The sequence below is a fragment of the Mesorhizobium sp. L103C131B0 genome (assembly GCF_000502275.1).
Lineage (GTDB): Bacteria > Pseudomonadota > Alphaproteobacteria > Rhizobiales > Rhizobiaceae > Mesorhizobium.
The window spans coordinates 175,090-194,962 of record NZ_AYXC01000007.1; the positions used below are offsets into that span (position 1 = coordinate 175,090).

Sequence of the window (19,873 nt, forward strand, 5' to 3'; positions counted from 1 at the left end):
CCTTTGTTGGAGCATGATCTTGTCCAAAAACCGGTACCCACTTTTTGGGATCATCCTCTAGTTCCCGTCCGGAATTGCGCCCGCTCCGGCAGGCTTGCGGCTGACAGGGTCTCCGCCTATGTCGGAGATATCCGTTTGTTCCTGGGGTGAAACGCCGTGATCTCCAACGCTGCCCGCGCCGCCTTCAGCCGGCTGTTTTCTCCCGAATTCCGCGCGGTTTTCCTGAAGACGCTGGGCTTGACCGTCCTGGCGCTGGTCGCCTTGTGGTTCGTCTTGACCGGGCTTGTCGATTGGCTGGCCCTGCCATGGGTTCACTCCTTGCTGCCCGGCCTGCCGTCCTGGGCCGGATGGCTGAGCGGCATCATCGCTGCCATCGCGCTTGCCTTCGGGATGGCGCTGCTGATCGCGCCGGTGACGGCAATCGTGGCCGGCCTGTTTCTCGACGACATCGCCGAAGTGGTCGAGCGCACCGACTATCCGGCCGATCCCGTCGGACGCGCCATGCCGGCGCTGCGCTCGCTCGTGTTGTCGGTGAAATTCTTCGGCGTCGTCATCCTGGGCAACATCGTCGCCTTGCTCCTTCTGTTGGTTCCAGGCGTCAACATCGCCGCCTTCTTCATCGTCAACGGCTATCTGCTCGGACGTGAATTCTTCGAATTCGCCGCCATGCGCTTCCGCCCGGAAGATGAGGCGAGGGCGTTGCGCCGGAAATATGCCGGCACCGTCTTTCTGGCCGGGCTGCTCATCGCTGCCTTCCTCGCCGTGCCCCTGCTCAACCTGCTGACGCCGCTCTTTGCCGCCGCCATGATGGTGCATCTGCACAAGGCGGTCGGCGCGCGGGAGAGCGCCGGGCGATAGGCCTATCAACGCAGAAGAAAACCGCGTCCCAATTCGTCATCCGGCTCGACGGTGAATTCCGCCCGGCCCGAATAGTAGGCGCGGCCGCCGACGCGGGCGATGATCGCATCATGCGGGCCGGCCATGGTCGTGCGCGCCACCGCTCCGGAAAAGCGCGAGCCGGCGATGCTTTCGAAGGACCGCTCCTGACCAGGGTTGATTTCACCCTTGGCATGCATTGCCGCCAGCCGCGCGGTGACGCCGGAGCCGGTCGGCGAGCGGTCGACCTCGGCATCGGCAAAGACGCAGATGTTTTTCGTTGCCTCGCTGGAGAACGCATCTCGTCCATCGGTGAGGATGGTGCCGTAGAGGAAAGCGAGATCGGCATGGTCGGGATGCGATAGAGGGAACTCCGCCTTCAGCCGCTCGGTCAGCGCGGTTGCCGCGTCGACGAAATCGCGCACCCGGCTGCGGCCGAACTCCAGGCCGAATTGATGGCAGTCGGCCAGCGCGTAGAAGGCGCCGCCATAGGCGATGTCGAACGCAATCTTGCCGTATCCCGCCAATTCGATTTGTTGGTCATGGGCAAACAGAAAGGCCGGCACGCTTTCGAACGACACGGATCCCGCTTTGCCGTCCTTGACCTCCACCGAAGCGACGACCAAGCCGCACGGCGCCTCGATGTTGACCATGGTGATTGGCTCCTGTTTCGCCACCAGTCCTTCGTCGACGGCGTAGCGGCCAAGCGCGATGATGGCGTGGCCGCACATGGTGGAATAACCCTCATTGTGCATGAACAGCACGGCCAGGTCGGCGCCGGGCAGGTCGGGCTCCACCAGCAGCGCGCCATACATGTCGTAGTGGCCGCGCGGCTCGAAGATCAGCAGCTTGCGCAAATGGTCGAGGTGGTCGCGCACATAGGCGCGCTTTTCCAGGATCGTGCCTTTGGGAATGTCTGGATAGCCGCCGGTGACGATCCTGAGCGGCTCGCCGCCGGTGTGCATGTCGACGACGGTGAGCGTCATGCGCCGGGACCCCTAGCCTGAGGATTTGGAAAACAGCGCCTGCAATTTGCCGAACGGCATGGCGGCGCGGGTGAAGCCGAACGTGCCGTCCTGCTGGATCTCTCGCGCCGCGGTTTCCAGCATGCCGAAGGCGAAATTGGTCAGCCACGGCCCAAGCGAGATGCGCTTGACCCCGGCCATGGCGAGGTCGGCGATGGTGAAGGCCGGGAGTGCCATGACATTGACCGGCCTGCTCACTGCCGAGCAGACGTTCCGGATGGTCTCGACATCTTTGAGGCCCGGCGCATAGAGCACGTCGGCGCCGGCCTTTTCGAAGGCCTGCAGCCGCTTGATCGTGTCGTCGAGATCCGGTTTGCCCCAAAGGAAATTCTCGGCCCGTGCGGTGAAGACGAAATCATGCTTGAGCGCCCGTGCGGCTTCAGCAGCAGCTGCAACGCGCTCGACGGCGTGTGAAAACTCATAGATGGGCTTGTCGGAATCGCCGGTATGGTCCTCGATCGAGCAGCCGGCGAGACCTGCCGCTTCGGCCGCAAAAACCGTCTCGGCGGCACTCGTCGCGCTGTCGCCCTTGCCTTTCTCGAGATCGGCCGACACCGGCAGGCTGGTTGCCGCCGTCAGCTCGCGGCAATGGTGGATCATCGCCTCGAAGGTCACTGCGCCATCGGGCAGGCCGCGCGAGAAGGCAAAACCGGCGCTGGTCGTCGCCAGCGCCTTGAAGCCGAAGGAGGCCAGGAGCTTGGTCGTGCCGACATCCCAGGGGTTGGGCATGACGAAGGTCGAGGCGTGCAGGTCGCGAAAGATCTTGCCCTTGTCCATGAGTGCTCCCTTCAGATGCGGAAATGCCGGCGGATTCTATCGTGCAGAAATGCACCGGGCAAACGAATGCGGTTGGCTCAGAAGCGTTTGGCGTTCTCTCCTGCCAGTTTGTCCAGCGCATCGGAATCCTTGACATAGTGCAACGTCTTCTTGTCCCAATGATAGGTGACGGAAATTGCATGGGCTTCAGGCTTGGGCGGCTGGTCGTCGCAGCTCTCGCCGTTGAGCACCGTGGCGTCGGTCACTATCACTTTGACCGCGGCATAAGGCTGCCCGTCAGCGATCGTCTGGAAAGCAACGTCCTGCTTGCGGCTGTAGGCGCACAGGTTCTCATCGAAGGTGAAGATCATGTCGATCAGTTGGAATTTGTCGTCGCGCACCATGATCAGCGGCGTGATCGCGTAGTTTTGGCTTGAATTGAAATGCGCGCTCATGGTGATCACGATGTCGTCGTTCGGCCCAACGGAAAGCTTGCCCGGTTCACGGAAATAGGTGCCGCGGTCGAGCGCGACATTGACGGCGTCGAGCAGCTTCGGCTTGTCTGTGATGTCGTAGAGCGCCAGCACGGCATAGCCTTCGGCGCTGTCGGGAGAGTCGCCGAGGTCGTAGAGCATCGCCAGCCGGTCCTTGCCCCCGGCCTTGATGGCGAGCACGCCGGCGTTGGAGAGGCCCGATGTCTCAGGCGGCGAACCGCCGCCATCCGGTCCCTCGATGTGGCGCATCTCGATCGGCAATCCACCCCGGTAGAAACCGTTGCTGTTACCTGCGAGGCCGGGAATGACCATCCTTGCGAGGTCCAGATAGGTCACATCCATGTGGCCGGGGATGGCGCTGCCGAATTCCGGGAAGCTGACGGCTTGCGCGCCGGCTGCGGTCCAAAGCCACGGCAGCAGCACAAGCGCTAGAGCAATTTCAGGAAAAGTGTGTGCGGTTTTCCGGCCGGAAATTGCGACAAAACAAAAAGATAGAGCGGTTCGCCGTTTCCATGAAACGGTGAAACGCTTTAGGATGGAGCGAAGCAGGTTCGTTGGCATGGGCGCCTCAGGCTGGCCGCGCGGAACCTAACACAGCTTCAGTGGATCGGCACCAGCCCGGCAAGTTCGCGCATGTCGTCGAACAGGACGCCGCCGGCGCTGGCCAGGCCATCGCGGTCGGAATAGGGATCGCCATGATAGGAATAGACACGCATGCCGGCGGCAATGCCGGCCTGCGTGCCGGCAACGCTGTCCTCGATGACGATGCAGTCGGCGGGCACAAAGCCCATGGTCTTTGCCGCATGCAGGAACAGGTCCGGGAACGGCTTGCCGCGGCTGACCATGGTCGAAGAGAACATGCCATGCTCGAACAGCGGCAGCAGCCCGGTCTGGCCGAGCGTGATGTGCATCTTCGAGATACGCGCGGAAGTGGCGACGCAATAGGGAATGCCGGCCGCGCGAACCGCCTCGATGAAGTCGCGCACATAGGGGATCGCCTCGACGCCATGCGCAAACAGATCGGGCAGGCCGGCATNAACCGCCTCGATGAAGTCGCGCACATAGGGGATCGCCTCGACGCCATGCGCAAACAGATCGGGCAGGCCGGCATTCCAGCGATCGACGAAATCGGCGCCGAGCCGCACCGTGGTCGTCTCTTCGATTTCCTTCTGCACCGAAGCCATGCTGCGGCCGGAAAAATATTTGCGGCAATATTCGAATGTGGTGGGATAACCGGCGGCAACAAACCACTCGGCAAGCCGCCGGTTGGCAAGGTTCTCGGTGTCGACCAGGATGCCGTCGCAGTCGAAGATGACCAGTTTCGGTATGCTCATTTCAGGCGGTGCCGGTCGATCCGAACCCGCCCGCGCCGCGCGTCGTGGCGCCGGCCAGCGAGCGCTCCTCAACCGTCACCTGCGTCACCGCGGCAAAGACGATCTGGGCAATGCGCATGCCGCGCGTCACCGCGAAATCCTCGTCGCCAAGGTTGATCAGCAGCACCTTGACCTCGCCGCGATAGTCGCTGTCGACCGTGCCCGGTGAATTGAGGACGGTCAGCCCATGCTTGAAGGCAAGGCCGGAGCGCGGCCGCACCTGGCCTTCCATTCCTTCGGGAATTTCCAGGATCAGACCGGTCGGCACCAAGGCGCGCTTGCCAGGCAGGATCAGCAGCGGCCGGTCTTCCGGCACCGCGGCGCGCAGATCCATGCCGGCGGCGCCGGTGCTTTCATAGGCGGGAAGGGGAAGTCCATCTCCATGCGGCAACCTGACGAAGCCGACGGTTGGACCGATGACGGAGGAATTTTGGAAGGCTGCGCGCATAAAATCGATCCTATCGGCGCGAACGGCGATTCGGTCAACTCGTCCGCAGGCCTATCAACGGCTTTCTTTCGGGCGTCAGTGTGACCTAGCGCAATTCCATCGGAACGACGGTCGTCTCCTTGATCTCCTCCATGACGAAGGAGGCCGAAACGTCCGACAGCGCCACCTTGGCGATCAGCCGCTGATAGAGCCGGTCATAGGCCTTCATGTCAGCGACGCGGGCGCGCAGCACGTAGTCGAGATCGCCGGACATGCGATAGACCCCGGTGATCTCGGGAAAACCGGTCACCGCCGCACGGAACTTCTGCAGCCAGTCCGGGTCATGATTGGAGGTGCGGATCAGGATGAACACCGAAAGTCCGAGCCCGAGCTTGTCGGCATCGACCAGCGCCACCCGTCCGGTGATGACGCCGTCCTCTTCCAGCCGCTTGACCCGGCGCCAGCAGGCGTTGCGCGACAGCGACACTTTTTCGGAGAGCTGATCGACCGATAGTGTGCCGTCGCGTTGCAGCTCGGCCAGCAATCTTCGGTCGATTTCATCGAATTCAAGCGCCATGTGGGATGAATGTCCCGAACCACGGCGTTAGACAAGGACAAATTGAGACCGATGAACCTTTACCCCGTGGCAGGATACCCACATCGGGGCTTATCCCGGCAGGAGGGATCACCATGACGACGCTGTTTTCGAAGCTGTTCACCTCTCACCCGGCCAAGGTGGGCGAGACCTATTTCAGCCATATGGCCTTTGCCGCCTGGTTCTGCTCGCGCCTCCTGATGGCCGCTGGTGCGGCACTCGTTCACGCTTTCTTGCCGTTTCTCTTCGAAACTACGGCAAGCCGAATCGTTCGCGAACTCTACGAGCGGACGCACAACAGAGGCTCGCACGCGGTCAAGGAGCCCCAGGCTCTCTTGGATCGCGCCTAGGATTGGTTAGAAGCCATGTGCCGATGGGCGGCCTATCTGGGTGAAGCGGTCTTCCTCGAAGACGTCGTCACCGCACCTTGCCACTCGCTGATCGCCCAGAGCCATTGCGCCCAGGAAGCCAAGTCGCCGACCAATGGCGACGGTTTCGGCCTTGCCTGGTATGGCGACCGGCCCGAGCCCGGCCTCTACCGCGACATCCTGCCGGCCTGGTCGGATCCCAATCTGAAAAGCCTATGCCGGCAGATCAAATCCGGCCTGTTCCTCGCCCATGTCAGGGCGTCGACCGGCGGCGCCACCAGCCGCATGAACTGCCATCCCTTCATCTCCGGCAACTGGTCGTTCATGCACAACGGCCAGATCGGCGGCTTCGAAAAGATCCGCCGCGCGCTGGAGAACTCGCTCTCTGACGCCGTCTTCGACCAGCGCGAGGGCACCACCGATTCCGAATTGTTTTTCCTGCTGATGATCGACGAGGGTCTTGCTGGCGACCCGCAAGGGGCAGTATCGCGCGCCACCGCTCGGGTTCTGGAGGCGTCACGCCACGCCGGTCTCGAACCGGCCTTGAAACTCACTGCAGCCCTTTCCGATGGGCGCGCGCTCTATGCCGTGCGCTACGCAAGCGATGCCCACGCACCGACGCTGTACACGTCGCTCCGCAACGGCGGTCGTTGCATCGTGTCCGAACCCTTCGACCGCGAAGGCGGCGACTGGCAGGCGATCCCGCCGGCGAGTTTTGTCACGATCACTGGCGATGGGATGAGCATTCGGCCGTTCGTGCCGGCTGTGGCAAGGCTGGCACTGGTCGTCTAGGCCCTAGTCTAAGCCGCATTCCTTCGCGCCCCCCTCTGTCCTGCCGGACATCTCCCCCACGAGGGGGGAGATTGGAGGTCACGGCGGCCTTCGCCAATTTTCAACGCAGGAAAAGGGGCGCCGAAGCCAAAGCTGCCAATCTCCCCCCAAAGTGGGGGAGATGTCCGGCAGGACAGAGGGGGGCGCCGTAGAGCGCCAACCTCAACCGACCGGCAAGCGCAATTTTGATCAAGCGCCGATGATCTCCGAATGCTGAACTTGGTTTTAAACCGCGATACGTTTGGCAGCAGCCGGAGCAATCATGGACCTCGCCTTTTCCTCTACCATCGATCTCGCCGCCGCAATCGCGGCGCGAAAGATCTCCGCCGTCGAAGCTCTGGACGCCCATCTGGTCCAAATCGACCGACACAACGAGGCCGTCAACGCCATCGTCAATCTCGACCTCGAAGGCGCCCGTGAGCGCGCTGAAAACGCCGACGTGGCATTGGCGCATGGCGATGCGCTCGGCTCGCTGCATGGCGTGCCCTTCACCCTGAAGGATACGCACGAAACGGCCGACATGAAGACCACGGTTGGTTTCGCACCATTCGCCGACTATGTGGCAAAGGCAGACAGCCCGGTCGTCGCCCGATTGAAAGCCGCAGGCGGCATCCTGATTGGAAAGACCAATGTCGCGACGATGCTGGGCGACTGGCAATCGGACAATCCGCTGTTCGGTCGCACCAGCAATCCGTGGAACCGATCGCGCACGTCAGGCGGGTCCAGCGGTGGCGCAGCGGCAGCGGTGGCGACCGGCATGACGCCGTTCGATGTCGGCACCGACATGCAGGATTCGATCCGCCTGCCGTCGGCTTTTTGCGGCGTCTACGGGTTGAAACCGACCGAGCACCGCGTGTCCCTGGCCGGCGCCTTCCCCGATCCGAACGGCGCGGCGCGTAGCGTGCGGCTGATGTCCTGCCTCGGCCCGCTGGCGCGCAGCGTGGAGGATCTTGCGCTGATCTACAAAATCATCGCCGGCCCGGACGGAGCAGACACCGACCTCGCGCCGGTGCCCGTAGAGGCCATGCCCAGGCTCGACCTCAAGACATTGCGCATCGCCGTCGCGCCCTCCTTCCCCGGCTTTCCGGTGGCTGGTAAAATCGCTGCCGCGGTCGAAAGCCTGGCCAAGCGGTTGCAATCAGCAGGGGTGATTGTGGAAGAAGCGAACTTGCCTGAGATCGATCTGCATGACGATCTGGAGCAGGGCGGCGATCTGATCGGCATGATGCTGGAGGCAGCGCAGCCCGAACCGCCGGAGCAGCCAACGCCGATCACCAATTGGTTCGAGGCGCTCGCTCGCCGCGACCGCTCGATCCTGGCCTGGGACAGGTTCTTCGAAACCTGCGATGCCTTGCTGTGCCCGGTCGCCATGACCACGGCCTTCGCGCATTGTGAGCCCGGCACGCCGATCGAAGTCGACGGCAAGGAGCAAAGCTATTGGATGCTACCGGCCTATGGCGCGGTCTTCAATTATTCCGGCCATCCGGCACTCTCGCTGCCCTGCGGGCAAGACCGCGACGGCCTGCCTATCGGCCTGCAACTGGTCGGCAAGCGCTGGTCGGAATCGCGGCTGCTCGGCATCGCCAAGGCGATCGAAGCGCTGACCGGCGGCTTCAAGCGTCCGCCGGGCTACTGAGCAAACCGACCCAACCCATAAGGCGTCAGCAGCGGATCACGCTCGCCGTCGAGAATTTCGCGCGTGGCGAACAGCCCGACCGCGGGCGCCAGCGTTATGCCGGAATGCATGACGGCGACATAGAGACCTTCCGTGCCCTCGGCGCGGCCGATGATCGGAAAGCCGTCGATCGGCGTCGGCCGGTAGCCAACCGTGTGGAAATCGAATTCCAGTTCGTCGGCGCCGCGCAAAGCCGCCTTCATTGCTGCAAACAGCTCGCGCGCCGTGGCGTCGGGATTCTCACCGGGATCGCTCCCCGCGAAATCCGAGCCGGCGATGATGCGGCCCTCCGCCGTCTGGCGCATATGCAGCTTTTCGGCATGCACCAGCCCGTTGAGGAGCTTCTTGTAGGGCTGCGAGTGGACGATCAGACCGGGCGGCGTCTCGATTGGCAGCTTGATGCCGGCGGTAGCGGCAATATCGGGCGCCCCGACACCGGCTGCGATCACCACCTCTTCGGCTGGCATCAGCCCATGCGATGTATCGACACCGGCAATCCTGCCATCGGTCTGGACAAGTGCGGTTACAGAACTGGAGAGAACGCGCGCACCTTGCCGTTCTGCGTGGGCCAGCAGCGCCTTGGCCGCTGCGACCGGTTCGGCCACGCCTTCCTCCGCGACATAGACAGCGAATTCCGGCGGCTCGACGAGATTGGGCTCGATTTGCGCTGCCCGCCCGGCGTCGACGCGTTCGATGCCGTAACCCCAGGAAGCGTGCTCAGCCGCGTAGGCTTCGAGCCTGTCGGCCGGCAGATCCCAGCACAGCCCGCCGCACCAGGCGAGCGGCAGGCCGGGCAGCTCGTTTGCCAGCCGCTTCCATTCGGCCATCGCACGGATGCGCAGCCGGAAATAGATTTCGGGATTGCCCCAGCTGGCGTTGATCCAGGCAAAGGAGTTTGGCGTGGCGACGCCGCCGGCACCACTATCGGAAATCACAGTCACCCGCGCCCCGGCCTTGGTCAGGTGCCAGGCGATGGACGCCCCGATAATGCCGGCGCCGATGACGATGACTTCTTTAGCGCTGCTCATACCGGACCTCTCAGAATGGGCTCCTCTGATGCCACCGTAACGATTCAAGCTCAAGTGTGGTCGGCCTGCCGGCCCGAAACTGTCGACAGGCTGGCAATGCGCTGCTAGAAGCCCGCGCCACAGACAGGATTCCAGAAATTGGCTGAAGACATCGAACAGGCGGTATCGCGCCGCCGCACTTTCGCGATCATCGCCCACCCAGACGCCGGCAAGACGACGCTCACCGAAAAGCTGCTGCTGTTCGGCGGCGCCATCCAGCTTGCGGGCGAGGTCAAGGCCAAGAAGGACCGCATCCAGACGCGGTCCGACTGGATGAAGATCGAGCGCGAGCGCGGCATTTCGGTCGTCACCTCGGTGATGACCTTCGAATACGAGGACAATGTCTTCAACCTGCTCGATACGCCCGGCCACGAGGATTTTGCCGACGACACCTACCGCACGCTGTCGGCGGTGGACTCGGCCGTCATGGTCATCGACGCCGCCAAGGGCATCGAGCCGCGCACGCTGAAGCTGTTCGAGGTCTGCCGGCTGCGCGATATCCCCATCATCACCTTCATCAACAAGATGGACCGCGAAAGCCGCGATCCCTTCGAGATTTTGGACGAGATCGAGCAGAAGCTGGCGCTGGACACTGCCCCCATCACCTGGCCGATCGGCCGCGGCAAGACTTTTGCCGGCACCTACCACCTGGCGCTCAACGCTGTGCGCAGGGGCGATGCCGAGAAAGACCGCACACCGGCCAACGGCCCCGACTCCAACCGCGTCGCCGGCCTGCTGCCGGAAAACGAGCGCGAAGCCTTCATCGAGGAGCTGGAACTCGCGCGCGAGGCCTGCCGACCTCTTGATATTGACGCGTTCCGTGAGGGCCATCTGACGCCGGTCTATTTCGGCTCGGCGCTGCGCAATTACGGCGTGCGCGACCTGATCGAGGCGCTTGGCGCCTTCGGGCCGCCGCCACGTGCGCAGGAGGCAGACACCCGCAAGGTCGAGGCGACGGAGGAGAAGATGACGTCCTTCGTGTTCAAGATCCAGGCCAATATGGACCCCAACCATCGCGACCGCATCGCCTTCGTGCGCGTCTGTTCGGGCAAGCTCGAGCGCGGCATGAAGGCCAAGCTGGTGCGCACCGGCAAGCCGATGAGCCTGTCGGCGCCGCAGTTCTTCTTTGCCCGCACCCGCGTCACCGCCGACGAAGCGTTTGCCGGCGATGTCGTCGGCATTCCCAACCACGGCACGCTGCGTATCGGCGATACGCTGACCGAAGGCGAGGAGATACTGTTCCGCGGCGTACCTAACTTCGCGCCCGAAATCCTGCGCCGTGTGCGCCTCGGCGACGCGATGAAGGCGAAAAAACTCAAGGAAGCGCTGCACCAGATGGCCGAGGAAGGCGTCGTGCAGCTGTTTTCGCCGGAAGACGGCTCGCCGGCCATCGTCGGCGTTGTCGGCGCGCTGCAGCTCGACGTCTTGAAGGAAAGGCTGAATTTGGAATACACGCTGCCGGTCGAATTCGAAATGTCGCGTTTCTCGGTCTGCCGCTGGATCTCTGCCGACGACAAGGCCGAAACGCTTCGCTTCATTGAGGCGCATCGCGGCGACATCGCCCGCGATCTCGACAACGACCCGGTATTTCTGGCCCAGAACGCCTTCTCGCTGAACTACGAAGCCGAACGCTGGAGGGCGATCCGCTTCGCCACCATCAAGGACTACCAGGTCCGCGACAAGGCGGCGTAAGGCGCCCCTTTTCCTTCTGCCAGCTTACGCGGAGAAGGTGCCCGAAGGGCGGATGAGGGGCAGCGCCGACGTTGAAGGGTCAATTGGCTCCAACGCGCGCCGGCCCTTCGCATGGCTCAGGGCGTTCGAAGCTCGAAAAGCCAAGCAATTGGCTTTTCGTCCGCTACGCGGACCCCTTCTCACCCCTCCGCAGCTTCCTCGATCTTCGCAATATCGATCTTGCTCATCTGCATCATCGCCGACATCACCCGCCCGGCCTTGGCCCGGTCCGGATCCAGAAGCAGGCGCGGCAGTTGCTCCGGCACGACTTGCCAGGAGACGCCGAACTTGTCCTTCAGCCAGCTGCATTGCGACGGTTCGCCGCCGCCTTCGATGAGCTTGTCCCAGAAATAATCGACCTCTTCCTGGGTCTTGCAGTCGATCGACTGTGACATCGCCTCGTTGAACTTGAATTGCGGTCCGCCGTTGAGTGCCTGGAACTGCACGCCGTCGAGTTCGAACGTGGTCACCAGCGCCTTGCCGGCATCGGCATGGCCTTCGGGCCAACGCAGCACGCTCAGCACCTTCGAATTCTTGAAGATGGAAACGTAGAAATTCATCGCCTCTTCGGCCTGGCCATCGAACCACAGGCAGGTGGTGATCTTTTGCATGTCATGCTCCTCGGGTGTTTGGTTGCGGTTACAGGTGAAGCTGCTGACTTATTGAAATGGTGCCATTCCCTTGCCGTCGTCCCAAGGACGGATGCCGGGCTAGCGATCCGACACTGGCCGGCAATCTTTTTCGAAACCCTGATTTCAGCGAGACTCTGGCGCATTGCAAAAATGTGGCCAGACCATACTTGCCGGTCTATAAACCCTGCGATCCAAATCCAGCGCCGCCACGCTCCGCGTTGAGCGCAGCCAGCCAGCCAAGGAAAATTCATGCCTGCCTATCGCTCCCGCACCACCACCCACGGCCGCAACATGGCCGGCGCCCGCGGCCTGTGGCGCGCCACAGGCATGAAGGACTCGGATTTCGGCAAGCCGATCATCGCGGTGGTCAATTCCTTCACCCAGTTTGTGCCGGGTCATGTCCATCTGAAAGACCTTGGCCAGCTGGTGGCGCGCGAGATCGAGAAGGCCGGCGGCGTCGCCAAGGAATTCAACACCATCGCCGTCGATGACGGCATCGCCATGGGCCATGACGGCATGCTCTATTCGCTGCCGTCGCGCGAGCTGATCGCGGACTCGGTCGAATATATGGTCAACGCGCATTGCGCCGATGCCATGGTCTGCATCTCCAATTGCGACAAGATCACGCCCGGCATGCTGATGGCCTCCTTGCGCCTCAATATCCCAAGCGTCTTCGTCTCCGGGGGGCCGATGGAAGCCGGCAAGGTGGTGCTCGCCGGCAAGACACAAGCGCTCGACCTGGTCGACGCCATGGTTGCCGCCGCCGACGACAAGATCTCCGACGAGGACGTCAAGGTCATCGAACGCTCGGCCTGCCCGACCTGCGGCTCGTGCTCCGGCATGTTCACCGCCAATTCGATGAATTGCCTGACCGAGGCGCTCGGCCTGTCGCTACCCGGCAACGGCTCGACCCTGGCAACCCACGCCGACCGCAAGCGGCTGTTCGTCGAGGCCGGCCATCTCATCGTCGATCTCGCCCAGCGCTACTACGAGCAGGATGATGAGTCGGCACTGCCGCGCAGCATCGCCTCCAAAGGCGCCTTCGAGAACGCCATGACGCTCGATATCGCCATGGGCGGCTCGACCAACACCGTGCTGCATATCCTGGCCGCCGCCCATGAGGGCGAGGTCGATTTCACCATGGAAGACATCGACCGGCTGTCACGCCGCGTTCCGGTGCTGTGCAAGGTCGCACCGGCCAAGTCCGACGTGCATATGGAAGATGTCCATCGTGCCGGCGGCATCATGGCGATCCTCGGCCAGCTCGACAATGCCGGGCTGCTCAACCGCAACCTGCCGACGGTGCATACGGCAAGCCTCGGCGAAGCGCTCGACCATTGGGACATTTCCCGCACCTCAAGCCAGAGCGTCCGCGACTTCTTTCTCGCCGCTCCGGGTGGCGTGCCGACACAGGTCGCCTTCAGCCAGGACCGCCGCTGGGACGAGCTCGACCTCGACCGCGAGAAGGGCGTCATCCGCTCAGCCGAGACGCCGTTCTCCAGAGACGGCGGGCTTGCGGTTCTGAAAGGCAATCTCGCGCTCGACGGCTGCATCGTGAAGACCGCCGGGGTCGACGAGTCGATCCTGAAGTTCACCGGCCCGGCCCGCGTGTTCGAAAGCCAGGACGCTTCCGTCAAAGCGATCCTGTCCAACGAGATCAAGGCCGGCGATGTCGTCGTCATCCGCTATGAAGGGCCGCGTGGCGGCCCCGGCATGCAGGAAATGCTCTACCCCACCAGCTATCTGAAGTCGAAAGGCCTCGGCAAAGCCTGCGCGCTGGTCACCGACGGCCGCTTCTCGGGCGGCACATCAGGCCTGTCGATCGGCCATGCCTCACCGGAGGCGGCCGAAGGCGGATTGATCGGGCTGGTGCAAGAGGGCGACACGATCGAGATCGACATCCCCAACCGCACCATACGTCTGGCGGTCAGTGACGCCGAGCTAGATGCGCGCCGCGCGGCCATGGAGGCAAAGGGCGCCATGGCCTGGAAGCCCGAGGAAAAGCGCAAGCGCAAGGTGACGACCGCGCTGCGCGCTTACGCAGCCTTCGCCACCAGCGCAGACAAGGGCGCGGTGAGGCACGTGCCGCAGTGAGGGGGTGCGGCGCCGACCCCCACCCCGCTGCTGCGCAGCGACCCTCCCCACAAGGGGGAGGGTAAAGCTCACGGCATCAGCTGATATTCGTAAAGCTTCTGATACAGCCCACCCTGGTTGAGCAGCGTGCGATGCGCGCCGCTTTCCACCACCTTGCCGGCCTCCAGCACCACGATCGTGTCGGCCTGGTGCACGGTCGACAGGCGGTGGGCAATGACGATGGTGGTGCGCCCGACCGTCAGCTGCTGCAGCGCGTCGCGGAAAAGCGCCTCGGATTCGGCGTCGAGCGCGCTGGTCGCCTCGTCGAGCAGCAGGATTTCGGCATTGCGCAGCATGGCGCGCGCGATCGAGATGCGCTGGCGCTGGCCGCCTGACAGCAGCGCGCCATTCTCGCCGACATCCGTGTCGTACCCTTTCGCCTGGGCGCTGATGAAGTCATGTGCATTGGCGGCCCTTGCGGCGGCCATTACTTCCTCGTCCGTGGCGCCCTCGCGCCCGAGCCTGATGTTGTGCATGATCGTGCCGGCAAACAGGAACGTGTCCTGGCTGACATAGGCGATCTTTTCCCTGACCGAGGTGAGCGTGGCACAAGAAATGTCCTGCCCGTCGAACATCACCCTGCCGACCTGCGGGTCGTACATGCGCATGATCAGGTTGAGGATGGTCGACTTGCCGCTGCCCGAGGGTCCGACCAGCGCCGTCATCTTGCCTGCGGCAAGCGTCAGGTCCAGTCCCTCGAACACCGGCGCGCTTTCGGGGTAGGCGAAGCTGACATTGTCGAAATGGATCTCGCCCGGCCCGGCCCGCAGCGGCTTTGCATCCGGCTTTTCGGCCAGCGTCAGCGGCCGGTCGGCGAGCTGGAACATCATGCGCACGCCGACAATGCCGGTTTCAAGCGAGATGCGTACGCGGGCCAGGCGCTTGGCCGGCTCATAGGCCAACAGCAGCGCCGCGATGAACGCCATGATGTTGCCCGGCATCTGACCGCCGCCGCCCAGAACCAGGAAGCCGCTGACAAAAACGGCGCCAGCGATGGCCAGCCCCGCAAGTGTTTCCATCACCGGGCTGGTGGCGGCCTCCAGCGTGGCGATGTTGTTGGCGCGGCTCTCCACGTCCGACACGGCCTTGTACATGCGCTTGCGCATGGCGCCTTCGAGGCCGAAGGATTTGACGACGCGCACGCCGATCGCCGTTTCCTGCATCACCTGCACGATCTGGCCGAGCGAACGGAATTCTTGCGAGGCAATTTTTCGGACGCGCTTCAGGATACGATTGACGCCGTAAATGGCGATCGGCCCGATCACCAGACAGATCAGGGACAGCGCCGGCTGCTGCCAGACCATCACACCCACCAGCGCAGCCAGCGTCACCAGGTCGCGAACATAGGACGTGACGATTTGGTCGAGCACGCTGCGCGCGGCCTGGGCATTGTTCGTCATGCGCGAAATCAGTTCGGACGAAGAGGTCGAATGATAGAATTCGATGCCTTGCGCAAGAATGCTGTCATAGATCTTGCGCTGCCGGTCGGCGATGATGGCATTGCCGACCCTGCTCATGAAGTAGGCCTGGATGAAGTTTGCGAAGCCCTTGAGAATGAAAATCGCTCCGGTCGCCGCCGCGATCAGATTGACCTGCCCAATCCGCTTGTAAACCACGAATTCATTGGTGATTTCGCGCAGCATATAGGCGCTGGCTGCTGTCGTTGCCGCCACCACCAGCATCGACAGAATGGCCGCAGCGTAGCCAAATCTATGCGCGTGAAAGGATTCCCGCAAAAGCCTTGCGATAAGGCGCTGGTTTTCCGTCGAACGGAAGAAGCGAAACAAATGGCCGATCCCATGCCTGACTGACGAATTTCGGATTCGCCACCAGGGCGAAAGGCGGCTTATAGAGCGAGTTGTGGCCGGATGGAACCTTTCGCTGTCGCGGAGACAATCGGCTGCGGCACGGTGTCTTTTGCGCCACGATTGCGGCGATTGATCTGCGGGGAGATGACGACAGATGGATTTCGACCTTGTTGTGCGCGGCGGAACGCTGCCCGACGGCACCGTCGCCGACCTCGGCATCATCGGCGAGACGATCGTCGCCATCGAGCCCGAACTGCATGTCAGCGCCGGCACGTCGATCGACGCCCGTGGCAATCTGATCTCGCCGCCCTTCGTCGATCCGCATTTCCATATGGATGCCACGCTGTCCTACGGCATTCCACGCATCAACGCTTCGGGTACGCTGCTGGAGGGCATTTCGCTATGGGGCGAGCTGAAGCCGCTCCTGACGCATGACGCGGTTCGCGAGCGGGCGCTCGCCTATTGCGACTGGGCGGTCTCGATGGGCCTGCTCGCCATCCGTACCCATGTCGATGTCTGCGATGACAGGTTGCTCGCGGTCGAGGCGCTGCTCGACGTCAAGAAGATTGTCGCGCCCTATATCGACCTGCAATTGGTCGCCTTCCCGCAGGACGGGTTTTATCGCTCGCCGACGGCGCGCCACAACACCATCCGCGCGCTCGACATGGGCGTCGACATCGTCGGCGGCATCCCGCATTTCGAACGCACCATGGCCGACGGCACGCGCTCGGTGACCGAATTGTGCGAAATCGCGTCGAAGCGCGGGCTGATGGTCGACCTGCATTGCGACGAGACCGACGATCCGCTGTCGCGCCACATCGAGCAGCTTGCCTATGAGACCCACCGCCTTGGCCTTCAGGGCAAGGTGGCCGGCTCGCACCTGACTTCCATGCACTCGATGGACAATTATTACGTCTCCAAGCTCCTGCCGCTGATTGCCGAGGCCGGTGTGTCGGCGATCCCCAATCCGTTGATCAACATCATGCTGCAGGGCCGCCATGACACGTTTCCCAAACGCCGCGGCATGACCCGGGTGAAGGAGATGCAGGCGCTCGGCATCCGCGTCGGCTGGGGCCAGGATTGCGTTCTCGACCCCTGGTATTCGCTCGGCACCGCCGACATGCTCGACGTCGCCTTCATGGGCCTCCACGTCGCTCAGATGTCGAGCCCTGCCGACATGGCGCGCTGCTTCGACATGGTCACCAATGTCAACGCCGCCATCATGGGCCTCGATCATCTCGGCCTTGCCGTGGGCAAGCGCGCCAGCTTCGTTATCCTCGATGCCGGCAACCCGATCGAGGCCTTGAGGTTACGTGCCGAACGGCTGTGCGTCGTCGCCAGGGGCAAGGTGGTGGCCGAGCGCACGAAGCAGGAGACACGGCTGTCGATCGCCGGCCGTCCCGGACAGGTGAACCGGCGGCACAAAACTGCGTAGAAACAGCCGATTTCCGCCGCTGGTCTTACCGATTTGCCTCGTCAAAGCGGCCGCTTGCAGCTAGGGAGCCGCATGGCCCAGTCGCTCGTCCGCACCTTTACCATCAGGAACGTGCTTTTGGCCGGCATCCTTTTGATGCTGGCCGGCGACTTCATGTTCGCGCTGAACGACGCGATGGGCAAATGGCTGGTCGCCAGCTTCTCGGTGGGGCAGGTGGTGCTGATCCGATCGATCGGGGCCTTCATCGTGCTCGGCCCGATGATCGCCAACCAGGGCGCCGGCAGACTGTTCCAGATGGAGCGGCCGGTCCTCCAGATTCTGCGCGTGCTGGCGACCACGGTGGATACAGCCTTGTTTTACGCGGCCGTCGTCTATCTGCCGCTGGCCGATGTGATGAGCTTCTACATGGCCGGGCCGATCTATGTGGCGGCGCTGTCGCATTTCCTGCTCGGTGAAAAGGTCGGCTGGCGCCGCTGGGCCGCCATCATGGTCGGCTTCTGCGGCGTGCTGATCATCTTGAAGCCGTCTTCGGCGGCGTTCTCGCAGTCCTCGCTGTTCGCACTGGTCGGCAGCATTGCCTTCGCCTTCGCCATCATCCTCAGCCGCCGCCTGCGCGGCACCAGCGACACAACGCTGGTCACCTGGCAGACTATCGGCACGCTGCTGGTCGGCGGCGTGATGACCATCGGCGCCTGGCAGACGCCCTCGGCACTCGATTTCGGCGCCATGCTCCTGCTCGGCATCGTCTCCTGCAGCGCGCATCTGATGATTACCAGGGCGCTGAAACTGGCCCCTGCCTCGACGCTGGCGCCGCTGCACTACAGCCTGCTTCTATGGGCGGTGATCTTCGGCCTGGCCTTCTTCGGCGACGTGCCGGGACCGCGCATCCTGATCGGCGCGGCCATCGTCGTGCTCGCCGGCCTGTTCATCTTCCACCGCCAGAAGGTGGTCGAAATAGTCGTGCCGCCGGAGAACGTGCCGAAAGGCGTGAATTGACCTAACCTTGGCGCACCGCCGCCAGATGCCGTGAAAACTCAGGCGTTTCCATCAGCGCCTTGCAACGGGCGAAGCGGCCGTCGGCATAGGCGCGGAAATCCTCGACCGGGTTGTTGTTGGCAAGCTGGATAAGGCCCCAGAGCGTCCACAACAGGTCGCACATCGCCTTGTAGGTGACGACGCGGCCGCGCTCGGCCGGTTTTGCCTCGCCGCCGAAATAGGCGCGCATCATCTCTTCCTCCTGCGCGGTGTCGAACCGGCCTTCGACCGAGAGGTCGCCGAGGTCCCAGAGCGGGTCGTTCATCCCCGAATATTCCCAGTCGACGATCCACATCCGCTCGCCCGTATCGAGAAAATTCTCGCACAGTGGATCGCAATGGCAGGCGGCAATCGGCAGTCTATGCGCGGCAAGGGACGCACGCACGGTGTCGGATTCGCGCACCACGTCGTGGTAGCCCGGCGGCAAGGCGACTTCCTTGGTCGATAAGACCTTGAGATAGTCGTCGATCATCGCAAACAGCTCGAAGCGGAACGGAAATACCGCACCGGACGTGTGCAGCTTGCGGAAGGCTTCGCCGGCGCGGGCCGGGCTGCCGGCGCGCAGCTTGAACTTTTCCGGCGACATCGTCACGGCGCCGGCAACGAAGCGGCTCGCCAGCACGCCTGTCGCGGGGTCGACATGCAGCACTTCGGGGCTGACGCCCGCTTTGGCCGCCTCACGCGCCGCCACCGCTTCATTGGCGCGGTTGATATACTCCTCGGTGCCTTTGCCGGGGATACGCAGGCAGATATCGCCGGCCCGAAAGACGAGATTGGTCATCCCGCCCAGCCGCTCAAGCGGTCCGTCATAGCCCGCCAATGCCGGAATTGCCGCAAGTGTTGCGCGTGCCTCGTCCGTCCCCATGCCTGTTGCCCCTGGCGTGTTATTTCTTGCGACAACGGTTCCACAGTTTTCGCCGTTTGGCTATCATCCCGATCGAGGGTGAGCAGCGAGCTGGCGGAGAAACAGCCATGGCGGGCAACAAGGATCATGGCGGGCTTGGCGCCGCCTATGCGGCGCAACGGCCCGAGGACGTCGCCGCGATCTATGACAGTTGGTCGGAAACCTACGATGCCGACATGTCGGCCGCCGGCTACCGCCATCCGACGATCTGCCTGGCCCTGCTGGCCCGCCATCTGCCGCGCGGCGCCGCACCGCTTCTCGACGCCGGCGCCGGCACCGGGCTGATCGGCGAGTGGCTGGCCATCACCGGCTATCCCCAGGTCGAAGCGCTCGATATTTCGCAAGGCATGCTGTCTAAAGCGGCGGCAAAGGGCGTCTATTCGGCGCTGCATTGCCTGGCGCTCGGCGGGCCACTGCCCTTTGCCGACAATGCCTATGCCGGCATCGTCTCGGCCGGCGTTTTCACCTCCGGCCATGTCGGCGCCGAGGGACTGGACGAACTGATCCGCGTCTGCCGTCCCGGTGGCGTCATCGTGCTGACCATCAAGAACACGCTGTGGAACGCCGGCTTTGCCGATCGCATCGCTGCGCTCGAGGCTGAGGGCAGGGTCGGTCGTGCCGAGGAGACTGCGCCTTATGTTTCGATGCCGGGCGAGGCTGACACCGTGCCCAGCCGCGGCCTTGTACTCCGTGTGAGCTAATCCAGGT

Annotated in this window: 19 protein-coding genes; 9 read left to right on the forward strand and 10 right to left on the reverse strand. The window is 63.3% G+C overall.

Going from position 1 to position 19,873, the window contains the following annotated elements; all coding sequences use genetic code 11:
• Positions 1–156: 156 nt before the first annotated feature.
• Complete coding sequence (locus tag X730_RS149505; RefSeq protein ID WP_023672874.1) at positions 157–858, forward strand: sulfate transporter family protein; 702 nt, start codon at positions 157–159, stop codon at positions 856–858.
• 5 nt (positions 859–863) lie between these two features.
• Here X730_RS149505 and X730_RS149500 read toward each other — a convergent pair whose 3' ends face one another.
• The 6 genes from X730_RS149500 to X730_RS149475 all read right to left on the reverse strand — a co-directional run bounded on the left by X730_RS149500 (position 864) and on the right by X730_RS149475 (position 5,528).
• A complete protein-coding gene (locus X730_RS149500) occupies positions 864–1,862 on the reverse strand; it encodes a proline racemase family protein (RefSeq protein WP_023703542.1) in 999 nt (332 codons plus the stop codon).
• Between the two features lie 12 nt (positions 1,863–1,874).
• Positions 1,875–2,678, reverse strand: coding sequence for an oxaloacetate decarboxylase (locus tag X730_RS149495; protein WP_023826518.1), 804 nt, complete (start codon positions 2,676–2,678; stop codon positions 1,875–1,877).
• Positions 2,679–2,755: 77 nt separating this feature from the next.
• The gene (locus X730_RS149490) at positions 2,756–3,574 is read right to left on the reverse strand and encodes a hypothetical protein (protein ID WP_245261373.1); all 819 of its coding nucleotides are present in this window, start codon (positions 3,572–3,574) and stop codon (positions 2,756–2,758) included.
• 176 nt (positions 3,575–3,750) lie between these two features.
• A complete protein-coding gene (locus X730_RS149485) occupies positions 3,751–4,485 on the reverse strand; it encodes an HAD family phosphatase (protein WP_023826520.1) in 735 nt (244 codons plus the stop codon).
• A 1-nt stretch (position 4,486) separates the two neighbouring features.
• Positions 4,487–4,972: a dUTP diphosphatase gene (dut, locus tag X730_RS149480; RefSeq protein ID WP_023672879.1), complete on the reverse strand. Its 486-nt coding sequence runs from the start codon at positions 4,970–4,972 to the stop codon at positions 4,487–4,489.
• 85 nt (positions 4,973–5,057) lie between these two features.
• Positions 5,058–5,528 (reverse strand): Lrp/AsnC family transcriptional regulator, encoded by a 471-nt coding sequence (locus tag X730_RS149475; protein WP_023672880.1) that lies wholly within the window; start codon positions 5,526–5,528, stop codon positions 5,058–5,060.
• 113 nt (positions 5,529–5,641) lie between these two features.
• On the opposite strand from X730_RS149475, the gene X730_RS149470 reads away from it, so the two are divergent.
• The 3 genes from X730_RS149470 (at position 5,642) to X730_RS149460 (ending at position 8,381) form a co-directional block, all read left to right on the forward strand.
• Entirely contained in the window at positions 5,642–5,896 is a 255-nt protein-coding gene (locus X730_RS149470) for a DUF6356 family protein (protein ID WP_023685117.1), read from the forward strand.
• Between the two features lie 15 nt (positions 5,897–5,911).
• Entirely contained in the window at positions 5,912–6,706 is a 795-nt protein-coding gene (locus X730_RS149465) for a class II glutamine amidotransferase (protein ID WP_023685116.1), read from the forward strand.
• 301 nt (positions 6,707–7,007) lie between these two features.
• Positions 7,008–8,381, forward strand: a complete 1,374-nt coding sequence (locus X730_RS149460) for an amidase (RefSeq protein ID WP_023816919.1) — start codon at positions 7,008–7,010, stop codon at positions 8,379–8,381.
• On the opposite strand, the gene X730_RS149455 is transcribed toward X730_RS149460, so the two are convergent.
• Positions 8,375–9,448: an FAD-binding oxidoreductase gene (locus X730_RS149455; protein ID WP_023826521.1), complete on the reverse strand. Its 1,074-nt coding sequence runs from the start codon at positions 9,446–9,448 to the stop codon at positions 8,375–8,377. The genes X730_RS149460 and X730_RS149455 overlap by 7 nt on opposite strands.
• 138 nt (positions 9,449–9,586) lie before the next feature.
• Here X730_RS149455 and X730_RS149450 point away from each other — a divergent pair, with 138 nt between their 5' ends.
• A complete protein-coding gene (locus tag X730_RS149450) occupies positions 9,587–11,179 on the forward strand; it encodes a peptide chain release factor 3 (protein WP_023826522.1) in 1,593 nt (530 codons plus the stop codon).
• Positions 11,180–11,358: 179 nt separating this feature from the next.
• Here X730_RS149450 and X730_RS149445 read toward each other — a convergent pair whose 3' ends face one another.
• Positions 11,359–11,829, reverse strand: coding sequence for a VOC family protein (locus tag X730_RS149445; RefSeq protein WP_023672886.1), 471 nt, complete (start codon positions 11,827–11,829; stop codon positions 11,359–11,361).
• Positions 11,830–12,099: 270 nt separating this feature from the next.
• Here X730_RS149445 and ilvD point away from each other — a divergent pair, with 270 nt between their 5' ends.
• Positions 12,100–13,944 (forward strand): dihydroxy-acid dehydratase, encoded by a 1,845-nt coding sequence (ilvD, locus tag X730_RS149440; RefSeq protein ID WP_023715582.1) that lies wholly within the window; start codon positions 12,100–12,102, stop codon positions 13,942–13,944.
• 68 nt (positions 13,945–14,012) lie between these two features.
• Here ilvD and X730_RS149435 read toward each other — a convergent pair whose 3' ends face one another.
• A complete protein-coding gene (locus X730_RS149435; RefSeq protein WP_023698913.1) occupies positions 14,013–15,770 on the reverse strand; it encodes an ABC transporter ATP-binding protein in 1,758 nt (585 codons plus the stop codon).
• A gap of 175 nt (positions 15,771–15,945) precedes the next feature.
• Here X730_RS149435 and X730_RS149430 point away from each other — a divergent pair, with 175 nt between their 5' ends.
• Together X730_RS149430 and X730_RS149425 are read left to right on the forward strand one after the other, a co-directional pair.
• Positions 15,946–17,226, forward strand: coding sequence for an amidohydrolase family protein (locus tag X730_RS149430; RefSeq protein ID WP_023698914.1), 1,281 nt, complete (start codon positions 15,946–15,948; stop codon positions 17,224–17,226).
• Positions 17,227–17,298: 72 nt separating this feature from the next.
• Complete coding sequence (locus X730_RS149425; RefSeq protein WP_023725821.1) at positions 17,299–18,222, forward strand: DMT family transporter; 924 nt, start codon at positions 17,299–17,301, stop codon at positions 18,220–18,222.
• 1 nt (position 18,223) lies between these two features.
• On the opposite strand, the gene X730_RS149420 is transcribed toward X730_RS149425, so the two are convergent.
• Positions 18,224–19,126 (reverse strand): phosphotransferase family protein, encoded by a 903-nt coding sequence (locus X730_RS149420; protein WP_023715584.1) that lies wholly within the window; start codon positions 19,124–19,126, stop codon positions 18,224–18,226.
• Positions 19,127–19,233: 107 nt separating this feature from the next.
• Here X730_RS149420 and X730_RS149415 point away from each other — a divergent pair, with 107 nt between their 5' ends.
• Positions 19,234–19,866: a class I SAM-dependent methyltransferase gene (locus X730_RS149415; RefSeq protein ID WP_023826523.1), complete on the forward strand. Its 633-nt coding sequence runs from the start codon at positions 19,234–19,236 to the stop codon at positions 19,864–19,866.
• Positions 19,867–19,873: the final 7 nt, after the last annotated feature.